General features: G+C 43.3%; 12 protein-coding genes. 3 read left to right on the forward strand and 9 right to left on the reverse strand.

Annotated features, from left to right (window positions below; genetic code table 11):
- Positions 1 to 10 precede the first annotated feature (10 nt).
- From carB to P0M11_RS02770, 3 genes are all read left to right on the forward strand, one after another.
- On the forward strand, positions 11 to 3,193 hold the full coding sequence (gene carB, locus P0M11_RS02760; protein ID WP_275624348.1) for a carbamoyl-phosphate synthase large subunit: 3,183 nt from the start codon (positions 11 to 13) through the stop codon (positions 3,191 to 3,193).
- 377 nt (positions 3,194 to 3,570) lie between these two features.
- Positions 3,571 to 4,170 (forward strand): hypothetical protein, encoded by a 600-nt coding sequence (locus P0M11_RS02765; protein WP_275624349.1) that lies wholly within the window; start codon positions 3,571 to 3,573, stop codon positions 4,168 to 4,170.
- A gap of 274 nt (positions 4,171 to 4,444) precedes the next feature.
- Positions 4,445 to 5,032, forward strand: a complete 588-nt coding sequence (locus P0M11_RS02770) for a DUF2911 domain-containing protein (RefSeq protein ID WP_275624350.1) — start codon at positions 4,445 to 4,447, stop codon at positions 5,030 to 5,032.
- On the opposite strand, the gene P0M11_RS02775 is transcribed toward P0M11_RS02770, so the two are convergent.
- From P0M11_RS02775 to P0M11_RS02815, 9 genes are all read right to left on the reverse strand, one after another.
- Positions 5,033 to 5,545: a GNAT family N-acetyltransferase gene (locus P0M11_RS02775; protein WP_275624351.1), complete on the reverse strand. Its 513-nt coding sequence runs from the start codon at positions 5,543 to 5,545 to the stop codon at positions 5,033 to 5,035.
- A gap of 57 nt (positions 5,546 to 5,602) precedes the next feature.
- Positions 5,603 to 5,818 (reverse strand): hypothetical protein, encoded by a 216-nt coding sequence (locus P0M11_RS02780; RefSeq protein WP_275624352.1) that lies wholly within the window; start codon positions 5,816 to 5,818, stop codon positions 5,603 to 5,605.
- 58 nt (positions 5,819 to 5,876) lie between these two features.
- Positions 5,877 to 6,389, reverse strand: a complete 513-nt coding sequence (locus tag P0M11_RS02785) for a hypothetical protein (protein WP_275624353.1) — start codon at positions 6,387 to 6,389, stop codon at positions 5,877 to 5,879.
- A gap of 294 nt (positions 6,390 to 6,683) precedes the next feature.
- The gene (locus tag P0M11_RS02790; RefSeq protein ID WP_275624354.1) at positions 6,684 to 7,865 is read right to left on the reverse strand and encodes a hypothetical protein; all 1,182 of its coding nucleotides are present in this window, start codon (positions 7,863 to 7,865) and stop codon (positions 6,684 to 6,686) included.
- Positions 7,862 to 8,641 carry an ADP-ribosylglycohydrolase family protein gene (locus tag P0M11_RS02795; RefSeq protein ID WP_275624355.1) on the reverse strand — a complete coding sequence of 260 codons (780 nt, stop codon included), beginning with the start codon at positions 8,639 to 8,641 and terminating at the stop codon, positions 7,862 to 7,864. The genes P0M11_RS02790 and P0M11_RS02795 overlap by 4 nt, the downstream gene beginning before the upstream one ends.
- 1,026 nt (positions 8,642 to 9,667) lie before the next feature.
- Entirely contained in the window at positions 9,668 to 10,300 is a 633-nt protein-coding gene (locus P0M11_RS02800) for a hypothetical protein (protein WP_275624356.1), read from the reverse strand.
- The gene (locus tag P0M11_RS02805) at positions 10,297 to 10,587 is read right to left on the reverse strand and encodes a hypothetical protein (RefSeq protein WP_275624357.1); all 291 of its coding nucleotides are present in this window, start codon (positions 10,585 to 10,587) and stop codon (positions 10,297 to 10,299) included. Before P0M11_RS02805 ends, P0M11_RS02800 begins: the two co-directional genes overlap by 4 nt.
- 18 nt (positions 10,588 to 10,605) lie before the next feature.
- Positions 10,606 to 10,932, reverse strand: coding sequence for a hypothetical protein (locus P0M11_RS02810; RefSeq protein ID WP_275624358.1), 327 nt, complete (start codon positions 10,930 to 10,932; stop codon positions 10,606 to 10,608).
- A 72-nt stretch (positions 10,933 to 11,004) separates the two neighbouring features.
- Positions 11,005 to 14,031: a DEAD/DEAH box helicase family protein gene (locus P0M11_RS02815; protein ID WP_275624359.1), complete on the reverse strand. Its 3,027-nt coding sequence runs from the start codon at positions 14,029 to 14,031 to the stop codon at positions 11,005 to 11,007.
- Between the last annotated feature and the right edge of the window lie 24 nt (positions 14,032 to 14,055).

Raw genomic sequence — 14,055 nt, forward strand, 5'->3', positions numbered from 1 at the left:
CTAAAAAGAAATGAAAAGAAACGATATAAAAACCATACTTGTTATCGGTTCCGGCCCCATAATAATAGGACAGGCGGCCGAGTTTGATTATGCCGGAACCCAGGCTTGTCTGGCCCTCAGGGAAGAAGGCTATAAGGTAATACTTATCAATTCCAACCCCGCAACCATTATGACGGATGTTGAAATTGCCGACAAAGTCTATATTGAGCCTATCTCACTGCCTTTTGTGAGCCACATTATCCGAAAGGAAAGACCGGACGCGCTGCTGCCTACACTGGGCGGTCAGACGGGTCTGAACATGGCGGTGGAACTGGAGAAATCCGGCATCCTGGAAGAATGTAAAGTGGAAGTCCTGGGTACCAAACTTTCAGCAATCAATCAGGCCGAAGACCGTGACCTTTTCCGCGAGCTTATGCGAGAACTGAACGAGCCGGTGCCGGAATCAGACATTGTAAATACCGTGCGCGGTGCTCTGGAATTTGCGCATAATATCGGTTATCCTGTGATCGTGAGGCCTGCCTTTACCATGGGCGGAACCGGTGGTGGAATTGCCCATAACGACGATGAACTTAAGGAAATCGCCGGTTTTGGACTTAAATATTCACCTGTAACCCAGTGTCTGATTGAAAAATCTATCGCGGGTTTCAAGGAAATTGAATATGAAGTGATGCGCGACAAAAACGATAATGCCATCGTGGTCTGTAATATGGAGAACATAGATCCGGTAGGTGTTCACACGGGGGATTCCATTGTTGTAGCACCTTCGCAGACGCTTTCGGACCGTGAGTACCAGATGCTCCGGAATTCCTCACTGAAGATCATCCGTGCGCTGGGCATTGAAGGCGGCTGCAACGTACAGCTGGCTTTGGATCCGCATTCATTCGACTATTATATCATTGAGGTGAACCCGCGTGTGTCGCGTTCATCAGCCCTGGCGAGTAAGGCTACCGGTTATCCGATTGCCAAGATCGCAGCCAAGATCGCCGTAGGACTTACCCTGGATGAGATCATGAATCCCGTTACAGGAAAAACCTACGCTTGTTTCGAGCCGGCTTTAGATTATGTAGTAACCAAGTTCCCAAGATTTCCGTTCGATAAATTTGAAACGGCCGACCGCCGTCTCTCCACTCAAATGAAAGCCACGGGTGAGGTAATGGCCATCGGCAGGAACTTTGAGGAATCCCTGCAGAAAGCCATCCGTTCACTGGAAACAGGTCTGAGACATATTGGCCTCAAATCCAAGCAGGCAGAAGCGCTGACGGACGAGGAAATTGAAAGAAGGATCCGCGTTTGTGATGACGAGCGTCTTTTCATCATCGGTGATGCCTTAAGAAGAGGTTACGACTGGGAACAGATTGTGGAGTGGAGCAAGATCGACAAGTTCTTTATCTGGAAGATCAAGAAACTCATTGACTTCGAAAAAACCATCACAGAGAATAAATTTAATAAAGATGTGCTGCTTGAAGCCAAGAAATCAGGCTTCTCGGACCTGCACATTGCACACCTTTGGGAATCCGACCAGAAAACTGTCTTCGATTTCAGACGCGACAACGCCGTAATGCCGGTATACAAAATGGTGGACACCTGTGCCGCTGAGTTTGAAAGTGCCACCCCTTACTTTTACGGTACCTATGAAGAAGAGAATGAAAGCATTCCTTCCGACCGTAAGAAAGTAATTGTCCTGGGTTCCGGTCCTATCCGTATCGGGCAGGGTGTGGAGTTTGATTACGCGACCGTGCATTCCGTTTGGGCAATCAAGGAAATGGGTTACGAGGCCATCATTATCAATAATAATCCGGAAACCGTATCCACAGATTTCTCCATTTCAGACAAACTTTACTTTGAACCGCTTACCGAAGAAGATGTGATGAACATCATCGAACTGGAAAAACCGGAAGGCGTTGTGGTACAGTTTGGCGGACAGACCGCCATCAACCTGGCCGATAAGTTAGCGGCACACGGTGTTCAGATTCTCGGCACTACGCTTGAAGACCTGGACCGCGCCGAAAACCGTAACAAATTTGAAGCGGCCCTGCAGGAACTCGGCATTCCGCAACCTATGGGTAAGACCTGCTTCACAAAAGAGGAAGCACTCGTGATTGCCAACGAAATAGGTTTCCCGGTTCTGGTAAGACCAAGTTATGTACTGGGTGGCCGCGCCATGGAAATCGTATACGATGAAAAGGAACTGGACTATTACATGACCAACGCCGTTAAAGAAAACTCTGAGCATCCGATTCTCATCGACCGTTACCTTACCGGTAAGGAAGTTGAAGTAGATGCCATTTCCGATGGTGAAACGGTAGTGATTCCGGGGATTATGGAACATATTGAGAGGGCCGGTGTTCACTCCGGCGACTCCATCGCTGTGTATCCGCCGCAGAATATCACCCAGCAGCAGATTGACACGCTGGTGGATTATACCGAAAGACTGGCGCGCGGTCTTAACGTAATAGGTCTGATGAATATCCAGTTTGTTCTGGCCGATGGCGACGTGTACGTCATTGAGGTAAACCCGAGATCAAGCCGTACCGTACCTTTCCTTTCCAAGATCACGGAGATACCGATGGCCAATCTGGCTACCAAAGTCATCCTGGGTCAGAAACTAAAGGATTTAGGATTTGAATCCGGTCTGGCACCGGTGAAGGACGGCGTTTATGTGAAAGTACCCGTATTCTCCTTCTCCAAACTGACCAAAGTGGATATTTCACTGGGACCTGAGATGAAGTCTACAGGTGAAGTAATGGGCAAGGACACCACGCTGGAGAAAGCACTGTACAAAGGCCTTATTGGTTCCGGCCGCAAGATGCCGCTGCACGGCGCTATACTTTTCACCGTTGCAGATAAGCATAAAGAAGAAGCCTGCGAAGTGGCCCGACGGTTCCAGGAAATCGGCTTTAAGATCTGGGCCACCGAGGGAACAGCCAACTACTTTGAAGAACGCGGCGTCCGTGCCAAGATCGGTTACAAGATCGAGGAAAATCCTGAGATTAACCTTATTGACCTGATCCAGACCGGCAAGGTTCAGTACATTGTAAACACCATGACCAAAGGCAAGCAGTCGGAGCGCGACGGATTCCAGATCCGCCGCACCTCGGTGGAGAACGGTGTGCCGTGTCTGACCTCCATGGATACGGTAGAGGCTATTCTGAAGGTAATTGAAAGCATGAGTTTTAAGATGGAGAAGATGTAAAATCCAATTTTTTATAAGTGAAGACGCGTCCGGGAGGGCGCGTTTTTTGGTTGAAATGTTGGCAAAATAATGAGCTAGAGAAAACTGATTAAAATTCTCTTACAATACTTGTTTGTATAATTATAATTCAGGTGTTGCCTGACGCTTTTAATGTTTGTAGATTGGTTAAATATTTATCGTACCATTCTGTTACCAAATTTTTAGTTGAAACATTAGCTGATAATCATAAGTCAGTGTATTTAACTTTAATTCCCGGCTAAATGTTAATTTTAAGGTCGCTGACCACTATATCAGTTACCAAGCTTATTAACCAAAATAACTTTGCCAAAGTTTCAAACTTTGGCAAAGTTGATTTGAACTCTAATTGAAAGGAAGACATGGACATTAGATCAGACAATCTGGAACCTGGATTCTTCTATCATATATTCAATCGCGGCATTAATGGTGGAAAGGTATTTTTAAATGATGATAACAGGCTTTTCTTTCTCCGGAAAGTATCATTATACCTTTTGCCCGTAGCTGAGCTCTATGCTTATTGTCTCATGCCCAACTATTTTCATTTGATGATTAGGATAAAGGAAGGGCTTGAAGACAACTTTGCCAAAGTTCCAAACTTTGGCAAAGTTGAGCAGGGTCTCCATGCAGAGAAGTCAATGGCAAGTAAACAGCTTGCTAAGCTGATCAGTAGTTACACGCAGGCTTTTAACAAGTATCACAATCGGCACGGTAGTATATTCGAAAGGCCTTTCAAAAGAAAGCGTATCACTTCTGAGGATTACCTTCGAAAAGCTATAGTATATATTCACAGAAACCCTGTCAATATTGGCGAAAACATTGAAGAGTATCGATTTTCGTCCTACAGGAGAATCGTCTCAGACTCAAAGACAGCAGTGCAGACAGATGAAGTTCTGACATTATTTGAAACAGTTGACAATTTTAAATATCTCCATCGTTTCGAAAATAATTACGAAATATAACTTTGCCAAAGTTCGGAACTTTGGCAAAGTTGCGTGCATCACAGAATCTATCTTCCTGGCCAATTCAGCCACCGGTTGTGGCCAATATTTCTGAACGGGCTGTAAAAATTATTGCGGATGAGGATAGGGTTAAAAAATTGCCAAGTGGATTGATAGACTGATCTGTGAATAGCTTTGCCAAAGTCTGGAACTTTGGCAAAGCTGTAGAAAAAAGCTCCGGCTGAATGTGCTTCTCCTTTCCTGCGAAATTTTCTATCTTTAAAAAAAATATACTATGAAGAAACTATTAGTAAGCGCATTTCTTGTAGCCTCCCTTTCTGCAGCGGCGCAGTACAGCCTGCCGGCTGCCAGCCCAAGGGCCAAGGTGGAACAGCAGTTCTCGACCTCCAAAATTACAGTAGATTACGGACGCCCGGGTGTTAAAGGGCGAAAAGTTTTCGGCGAACTCGTGCCTTACGGCAAGGTGTGGCGTGCAGGCGCTAATGGTGCCACCAAAGTTACCTTTGCCCAGGCTGTAAATTTTGGCGGCAAAACAGTACCCGCCGGAACCTACGGTCTGTTTATAAACCCAACCGACAAGGAATGGAAAATCATTTTAAATAAAGATGCCCAACAGTGGGGCGCCTATGAATACGATGAAAAACTGAATGTATCGGAGGTATCCGTGCCGGTTCAGAAAATGACTGAAAAGCAGGAATGGTTTGAGATTGAACTTAACCCTGTTGATGATCATGCCCTGGATATGGTGATTAAATGGGACATGACCAAGGTGACGGTTCCGGTGAAGGTGGCCAAGCCTGAGGCGGTTTCACGGATAGTGGAAAAACTGCGCGAAATCAATACGATTGAGCGTGAGAAATAGTTATCGCAATAATTTCTCAAAAGCTTTGCGTGCGCTGCCGCGGAAGTACACTTCGCCACAGTAAACGTAATCCAGATTATTAAAGATTTTCAGCATGGCGGCATTATCATAATTGGTATCGGCGCGGATGCTGAAAATTTTGTTTTTAAGCGCAAGATGCTCAACCTCTTTCAGAATGGAAGTTGCCACGCCGGTTCCGGCCGTCTCACGGGCTACCGCCAGGCGGTGAACTACATAGAAATCACCATCGCTATGCCACTGGCCCTCAATTTCATCGTAGGCCGGTTCAGTGTTTAGAATAATGGCTACATATCCAATGAGTTCGTCGCCGGAATCATAAACATAACCCTGGTCCTGCGCAATATCGTTTTCTATAGTTTGCAGGTTAGGGTAGCCGTCCTGCCACTGCGCGGAGCCCTGTTCTTTTCGCAGTTGTATGGCGCCGCTCAGGATGTCCCAGATTATTGGAGCATCGTCTGGATTTGCTTTTCGGAGGGTGGGAGTAAGAGACAATATAAAAGTAAAAAGTAAAAAAAACAAATAAAAAAGGAAAGAGGCGATGATGATTATTTATTCGCTTTCATTTTCCTGAAGCCAGGCATCGATGATTTTAAACGCCATGGCTTCGTCAGGAAGATCTACGAAAAGGCTAGCAAGGCCATTATCTTCCTTTGGATGATCTGCACCTGAATCGGTAACGGCTATACCGGCATCTTCCAGCAGCGCCTTCACCGTTATGATTTCTTTTTCTGATTCACTTTCAAAAACAGGTACCGGATTTTTCATAAGTTCTATTTTTAAGGACTAAATTACGGAAATTAACCGCAGGATGAAAAACGATACCTTATATTTCGTTCTCCAAAAGGTCTTTGGCCAAACTCGCCGTTTTTAACTTTCTGTTTCTGATAAGGTAATTAATATCTGACGTGTTATCTACCATCAGTTGCCTGTGATAATAATTAATATGCTCCAGAATGCCGAATACATTCGCGAGAACAGCCCACCAGATTAAATTACCGTTATATGACCAGTCATTAAGATACAGTTGTAGCATCAATACCAGCGGCACCAGAGCAATCATCACAAGATTAATCTTTTTTGACTTTCGGAAGAAAGTCAGATTCTTAGTTCTGTCAAATGACCTACCCGTGAGCGTATAAAGTTTCAGCTTCCAGTAATGTTGGCCCTGATACAGGATGAAAATGCAGAGCGCCAGTCCATAGAGAATGAACACGATGTCCTGAAGCGGTTTGTTAAAAAGCAGCCAGACCACCATAATTGGAAATGTGATAAATGCGTGTACCATTTCCATTGGATAATACCATTTTAATCTTTTTATAAGATCTTTTTTAGACATTTTATATTCAATATTTAATTTTTGTTTCGTCCGAATAAAAGCCTCGCGGCTTCATTACAACAGAAAAAGTGCTTCAGAGCAGTAGCTAATTATAAGGCTAAAAAAGTTGGGAAACGAATTTTAATCTATAGGACCGCAGTGTGCACGTTTTTGGGTATGAGACTTTACGGCTGACGCTGGCGGCATTTTGTAAGCAAGGCCATACAGGATTTTGACAAAATAATCTTAATACAAATCTTTATACCTGGTGAAATTAGCCCTCACAACTGGTACTTATAACTTATTGTTTCATTTTTACCAAAACTTAAATCCCGGCTTTGAGGTGCTGTTTGACGTAAAATCGGAGGTAACAAGGTTTCTGTTCAGTGGAATTTTAAAAGTTTCACCGGGATTACCGCTTATAAGGTAGTGCTGCGCGAGTGGCTCTCCCAGCAAAAGTTTTATTTTTTTGGACAATCGCGACTTATTATAGCTGTATGTGCCGTCAATTTTGGTAACGAGGTCGCGGATGTTTTTGGGATCGGCATTGGATTTCAGACGTTGATAAATGAAGAAAAGTTCCTCCTCATGGTCTGAAAGTTCAGCAATTCTGAGTCCAGCTGGATGCTGAAGGAAAAATATGAATAGGGTAGCCTCCAGCGGAGTCAGTTTCAGATCTGCGCTTCCAATACTGATTTTTCCTTTGCCAGAAATGTGAACTGCTTTAGGCTGAACAGCACCGAGAAAACCCTGTGAAAACTTCATCTGCATCCTTATTTTTTCGAAGAAATTCAGCACATCGGAAATCAACTTCTCAGGAACACCATTTGCGGTCAGCCGTGCAATGCATTCCGGACAAATGTCGGCCGTTCGCAGTTTCAGGAGGATATCGTTCTTGTTTGCACAGAAGTCGTTCACGCAACCTAAAGCGGTAAGGTGGAAGTTTTGCTCCACCGGGAGGTGAAGGTCAAACTTCATAAGAATTCGCAGTACATTAGCTACAATCTCATAAGCAACCGGATATTCCGGCGAACTGTCCAGGAAGACATCCCAATCCGAGGCCTGCACGAAGGCATTCCGTTCTCCATCTGCAGAAAATGCACTGAACCAGTTGAGTGAGTTGCGTCGGTTGGTGACAACGATGATAAAATCGTCCTTTGGAAGTTTCAGATTGGTACGGCTCTTTTCGCAGAGATAAAAGAGTTCCCGCCAGCTGAGCGGATATCCGCGCGCTGAATCGTACTGCTCAATTTGAGATTCGGATTCGATCCGGAACCGAAATCCGCCATGGAACCGGTGTTGGTTAATGCTCATTAAATCGCCATACTGCCAACGAAGGCGCGGCAGATGAATTTGGAGAAAGGACCCGCTGTCGTGGAGCAAATCCTTTAGGGCAAGCATTAAATCGGGGTGTACGTCGGGTGAAGATATAAGATGAATATTCACTTCGGGCATGTTTAGTACCCGAAAGATACTTAAACGTCCCCATACAATCATCTGAAATTTTCGAATTCAATCACCTTATGTACAAGTTCAGGAGTGAGTTTGGATAATGCATAATGCCGGATCTGTGAAGGTACGCCACCGTAGAATGCAGATGCGATACCGCCGGCAATACAGGCTATCGTATCACTGTCGCCACCAATCGAGATCGCGTTCCGTATGGTGTCTTCATAACTGACGGAGTCCAGAAATGCTACCAGTGCCTGAGGAACCGTCTCCTGGCAAGTCTCATTAAACTTATAACTGTAACGGATATGATCGCAGGTGAAATTCAGGTCATAATCATAAAGTTCAGTAACCACATTACGTATCTCCTCTTTAGAGTGGCCGGCTTTAGCCATAAATACAGCAACTGAAACTGCCTTCGCGCCCTTTATGCCTTCGGGATGATTGTGGGTCACTTCAGCAGACATACGTCCCAGGAGGCTTGCCTGCGTTACGGAACCCGCCATAAATCCTGCTGCACTGGCACGCATAGCCGAACCATTTCCGAAACTGTTGTAAGCCTCATTTTTCGGGGAGACGAGCCACTGGTAGAACCTGCCGCCATATCCGCGGTTGGGGTATTTGCGGCCGTAGTCCTTTAATGTGGCAGCCATGTCCCGGCCGTTAGTCAGTGCATCGGCGACCGCAAGAGTCATCACTGAGTCATCCGTAAATTTAGCTCTGTCATTAAATAGCGGAAAATCTTTGGAGCGGTGATTATTGAACTCATACACCGACCCGATAATGTCTCCTGCGATAGCGCCTAAAATGCTGTTTTTCATCATTTGTGTTTTGTGAATACAAACTTAGTTACAAATTTTCTGTGCGCGTTTTTCTGCAAGGTTGCAGGAAACTGATCTTACTTAGCTGCCGTAAATTGACTCTGCACCCGTCAGGTTAACATCGGCATGCCAACGGGGGAGAAGTAGATACAGTTAGTTGTGACTTAAGAAATTGATCTAGAAAGGGTTTTATAGGATCTGCAACAAAACGGGGGAATTAGGCAGAAAGCGTGGTGAGTATTTAGATGAAGAAAGACTTGCCTTTTACTCCTCGTAACTGGATTCTGAAATTTTGGATCTTTACATTGAACGGTTCGGCGGAAGCGTTGCTTTGTACGGATGATAAAAAAATTCAATATATCATTATGATCAAATTTTGACATTGCCGAAAAATAAAAAAAACCGAAACTTGCGTTTCGGCTTTCTTTGCGGAGAAAGAGGTTCCGAGTAGCTGATAATCAGTGAGTAAGGATAGAAATAAATGAGTTGATTTACAGTATATTACTGAAAATAGGGTTCCTACCAATTACCATCAATTCACCCTAGTTATCAGTGTTGTGGGGAGGAGGTGGGGAAGAAGATCTGCATTTTCGACACTCTAAGTTTTCCTGGTCATTACAGTTATAGGCCATACATTATCGAAGATTAGATAAGTGAAGTAGAACTTAATCACTGTTTTATGAATCGTGAATGTCTCGCTTTCAACGGATGCTCAGATCCCAGACCTCCCACTTTCTAAGTTTATGCTGGGGAGGATCAAGGTCATAAAACAATACCTCGAATTTTTGCTTACTTTTATCCTGAACTAATTCGACTATTACTGATTGCGGGAGGGAACCTTTCTTTGGTTCTACCGATTATGCTATTAGTGCCCGAGGTTTCATGCTACAAAGCTAGGTGCAAAATATAGCATTTTGCAAATAAAACTTGCTATAAAAGGGATCAAAATCCTTTATAGCGTTTTTGTAGGCCCGCTTAACTTACTGTCAGCCTTTTTCTTTACCAGTCCGTCCCCAGCCATTAATCCCTTTACTTAAGATTGTTACCAAAGGTAAACAGAAACATCTCCAAATTAGCTGGCTTAACGTCTAACTGCAAAGATACCTCGTGCATGGTTTTTAGATATCCCAGATACTTAAGGCAGGCATTGTCATACCTAAAACCTCCAAGACCTTGAAATTCGGCAAACAGATTTGCATTAAAGATCCGCATCAACCGTTCATCTAAAATAAGGCAGTCATAGGCACCGTATTTATGGGTTCTGAAGTGTAGTAATTTTGAAATGGTCGAAATACCTAAGCCTGGGATGTCGGATAATCGTTTTAAGGTTGTATCCAAGTCATTTTCAGAAAGTAGAGCTCTCGAGGGCAGGTTAACGATTGAAATAATTTTTTCCAACTGATCAAAGATCCGTCTGTCATTAGCGCTTCCTCGCATACCTCTGGGGTAACCCCACATAATTACTTTATAGATGAAAGTGCTAATGTCATTATTTGTCGATAAGTCCTTTCTAGAAATCTTAACTGTATCTTGACCTTCGAATATATGATTCAGAATATGTGCATTGATCTTTCCTTCCCAAGTTGATCTTTTAGTTGTGAACGCTTGATCTTCCACAGGCATCTCAGCAATTAGATGTCTGTATTTACCTAAAGTCATCATATGTTTTTCTTAAGAAGAGAATGTTCAAGCAGTAATTGTAAAGCATCTGGTATGGCATCCACTACATAAGCTTTGTTCGATAGTTCTTCCTCATAGTAATATCTATATTGCATCAGAATTTGTGACAGGGTTATCTTCTTTGTGTCTAAAATATTTGCAAGAATTTCTAATTTTTTATCTGGCGTAGTTCTCGTCCATTCATCAGATAGGGGGTCAAAGATGGTTCTTAAAGTTCGATGCGGTGAATATTTTCCTAAAACCTCATCTGCTATTTCCTGGTAGTCCATACTCAAAATTTAGGGTTATTATTCGGTTTCCATTGTATAAGTATTGCCATCATCATCGGTAGCCTCCAATTCTCCGTAGCCGACCCATTCGAGCTCTACATCCTTTTCGATACCGTCCGCATCTATTACAGTACCTGAGCCATATCTTCCCTGCATTTCAACATTGCCCTCAATGTCGTTGCCATACTCATCTTGTCCCACGACATCATAATTATACTCGTAGTTTCCAGAAGTGCCAGTTCGGTATTCGTATTTATAATCGGAATCCGTATGCAGGTTATCCTCTGAAGAGGTATCACCATACACCGTTTTGGTTTCACCTTCACTCCCTTGTTTACAAGACACTACAGTACTTAGAAGTCCTAAGCTCAGTAATCCAATTAATAAAATCTTTCTCTTCATGTTTGTGTTTTTTATTTACTTCACGTTAATCACCTGTTTCATTGTATTAAAGAACGCTTGGTAAAATGAGGCATCCTGTGCGTACAATTTATAGAGCTCAAGCTCCTGTTTTCTTTGCTTAGACATCACCTCATCAACAATCTTCTTTAAAGCCAGATCTCGGTTTTGAACATCGTGATTATCTGCAACCTTATTCTGAAAGTCTGGATGCGCCTGGACAGAGGTGCTAAGAGACCTAAACTTTACCCGCTGTTCTTCGGGGGTTGCCTCCCAGCCCTGAAACCATCGTTCATTAAAGGATTGAATAATGCTGTCTAACGGATCTCTTTCATCATCACCTCCAAAAGCTCCTCTCATATTGGATTTCTGTGGATCAACTTCAGATTCACTGCTATCAAGTTCGATTGATTGGTTGAGTTTACTCCTTTCAAGGCCATATGTTGAGAGATCAACCGACTCTAAAAGTTTGTCAAGTTTATCCTGATCGGGATCCTGGATTTTAAGTTTCGGAATGAGGAACTTTAGAAACCAGAAAAGTTTTTCCCATCCTATTATTTCATATGGGAGCAATGCTGCGATCTGTCCGTAGATTTTTACAAACTGCTTGGCCTTAATTTTAATGTCTGCTTTCTGTTTGTCATCCAGTTCGAGATCTTTATCGAACCTTTGCGCTGCTAAATCGATTATCGGGCTCAACAGTTGGGAATCAACGCCCATGAAATATTTCGCATTGAAATCATCTACCTCCGTTTGTTCATAAACTCCTGTCTGGTCCAATGAATCTTTTATTTCATGCAGCACATTAACATCTGTTGCACGGCTAAGAGAGGTGGAAGTGTAAAAAGGATCAAATGATTGCTTGATGTCATCGGTGGAATTAAAGAAGTCAAGGATGAAGAGGTCCTCTGTTTTCTTTCCAAGTTTATCCGCTGATCGGTTAAGCCTGGATAAGGCCTGGACAGCCAAGACGCCCTGTAATTTCTTATCGACATACATTGCTGTTAGCTTGGGCTGGTCGAAGCCCGTGAGATATTTATTTGCTACGACTAACATCCTGTAGTCATCTTCATCGAATTTATCCCGTGTTTCGCCCTCAGGGAATCCGTTGATCTGCGCTTCGGTATATTCAATCCCATCGACTACCTTTTTGCCCGAGAATGCAATTGCTATTTTGAAAGGACTCCCTTTTTCTTTAAGCAGGTTTTTTAGTGCGTTATAGTATCGGATGGCTGATTCGATGCTTTGTGTAACCACCATTGCCTTGCTCTTGCCTTTGAGTTTTTTAGGCTGTACCACTGCTTGCATAAAATGGTCGAGCATTATCTCAGCCTTAGTGTTAATGGTCTGCTGATGCTTTTCAACATAAGCTCTGAGTTTCTTCTGCGCTTTTGCTGTATCAAACAACGGATTTTCCTCTATTGATTTCTCCAGTTCGTAGTAACTTTTATAAGTGGTGTAATTTGCAAGTACATCCAAAATAAAACCTTCTTCAATTGCCTGTTTCATGGAGTACAAATGGAAGGGTTTAAAGGATCCGTCTTCCTGTACTTCTCCAAACTTTTCCAATGTAGTATTCTTTGGAGTAGCTGTGAATGCAAAATAAGATGCATTAGGAGTCATTTTGCGGGACTTCATGGCTTCATTCATCTTGTCTTGCCAGTCATCTGAATCAATATCTTCATTGGCGCCCAAAGCACGGTTCAGATTATCTGCCGTGGTTCCAGAATTTCCGCTATGGGCCTCGTCCACAAGGACTGCGAACTGTCTGCCACTCATATCGGCTATACCATCTACAATGAAGGGAAACTTTTGAATGGTGGTGACAATAATTCTTTTACCATTTTCCAGGGCTGCTTGCAGATCTTTGGAACTGTATGCTGGCGCAACAATGTTTTTAACCTGGGAAAATTCTTTGATATTTTCACGAAGTTGCTTATCAAGAAGCCTGCGGTCCGTAACCACGATTACAGAGTCGAAAATTGGAGCATCCAGGCTGCGGCCATTTGCGCTGTGTGTGCTCTCTGGGTAGGCCTCAATTAATTGGTAAGCAAGCCAGGTTATGGAATTACTTTTACCTGATCCTGCACTGTGTTGTATTAGGTAACGCCTGCCTGATCCCTTTTTCTCTGCATCAGCAATTAGCCGTCTAACTACATCAAGCTGGTGGTACCTGGGAAAGTATAGGGTTTTCTTACTTAAGGGTTCGTTTTCGGTACCGTCAAATCTCACAAAATGCTGAATGATGTTAGCCAAACTCTGTCTTGTCAGTACATCCTGCCACAAATAAGATGTTTTATGACCGAATGGATTCGGAGGATTACCTTTGCCGAAATCGTTCCCTAAGTTAAATGGCAGGAAAAAGGTATTGGCTCCATCGAGTTTAGTTGTCATGTAGACCTCATCTGTATCCACGGCAAAATGCACGATGCATCTGCCGAAATTCAGAAGCGGTTGACTGACATCCCTTTTGTATTTGTATTGGTTAATCCCATGAACTTTGGCATTTTGGCCTGTCCAATGATTTTTAAGTTCAATTGTCGAGATAGGAATACCATTTAGGAAGAGGACCATATCGATTTCCTCCAGTGGATTGGACTGAGAGTACATTAATTGTCTGGTGACACTGAATTGGTTTTTCTCAAAGTTGTCTTTGATGGCTTGGCTGCTATTTTGTAAAGGGTACACGTAAAAAAGGGTAAATTGAGCGTCATCGACCGCCAGCCCTTTTCGAAGAACTTTCAGAACCCCATATTTCTTGATCAGCTTATCGAGACGGTCCAGAATCTTTAGCTTCCAATCGGGTTGCCTTTTTAGCTTCTCGAGTTCTTCAAGTTGTGTTTTTTCCAGGAAATCCCAAAACCTCACCTCATCAATGGCAAATTTTTTATTATAATCAGAAGGATTTCCAATAAAGTATCCGTTACCACCGTAAGTTGTGGCAGGATCCGACACCTGCATGGTTTTCAAATCCTCCTTACAAATACCAGCCAGCGATTTCTCGATGGCTATTTCAAGGGCAAGTTCGTTGGTTTGGCTTTTCATATTTGGTTTGGCTTTTCATATAAG

Source organism: Kaistella sp. PBT33-4 (assembly GCF_029194425.1).
Taxonomy (GTDB): domain Bacteria; phylum Bacteroidota; class Bacteroidia; order Flavobacteriales; family Weeksellaceae; genus Marnyiella.

Bases quoted from the DNA above. Each gene is read 5' to 3' on its own strand.
- carB (WP_275624348.1), top strand. From the start codon at position 11: ATGAAAAGAAACGATATAAAAACCATACTTGTTATCGGTTCCGGCCCC.
- P0M11_RS02765 (WP_275624349.1), top strand. From the start codon at position 3,571: ATGGACATTAGATCAGACAATCTGGAACCTGGATTCTTCTATCATATA.
- P0M11_RS02770 (WP_275624350.1), top strand. From the start codon at position 4,445: ATGAAGAAACTATTAGTAAGCGCATTTCTTGTAGCCTCCCTTTCTGCA.
- P0M11_RS02780 (WP_275624352.1), bottom strand. From the start codon at position 5,818: ATGAAAAATCCGGTACCTGTTTTTGAAAGTGAATCAGAAAAAGAAATC.
- P0M11_RS02785 (WP_275624353.1), bottom strand. From the start codon at position 6,389: ATGTCTAAAAAAGATCTTATAAAAAGATTAAAATGGTATTATCCAATG.
- P0M11_RS02790 (WP_275624354.1), bottom strand. From the start codon at position 7,865: ATGATTGTATGGGGACGTTTAAGTATCTTTCGGGTACTAAACATGCCC.
- P0M11_RS02795 (WP_275624355.1), bottom strand. From the start codon at position 8,641: ATGATGAAAAACAGCATTTTAGGCGCTATCGCAGGAGACATTATCGGG.
- P0M11_RS02800 (WP_275624356.1), bottom strand. From the start codon at position 10,300: ATGATGACTTTAGGTAAATACAGACATCTAATTGCTGAGATGCCTGTG.
- P0M11_RS02805 (WP_275624357.1), bottom strand. From the start codon at position 10,587: ATGGACTACCAGGAAATAGCAGATGAGGTTTTAGGAAAATATTCACCG.
- P0M11_RS02815 (WP_275624359.1), bottom strand. From the start codon at position 14,031: ATGAAAAGCCAAACCAACGAACTTGCCCTTGAAATAGCCATCGAGAAA.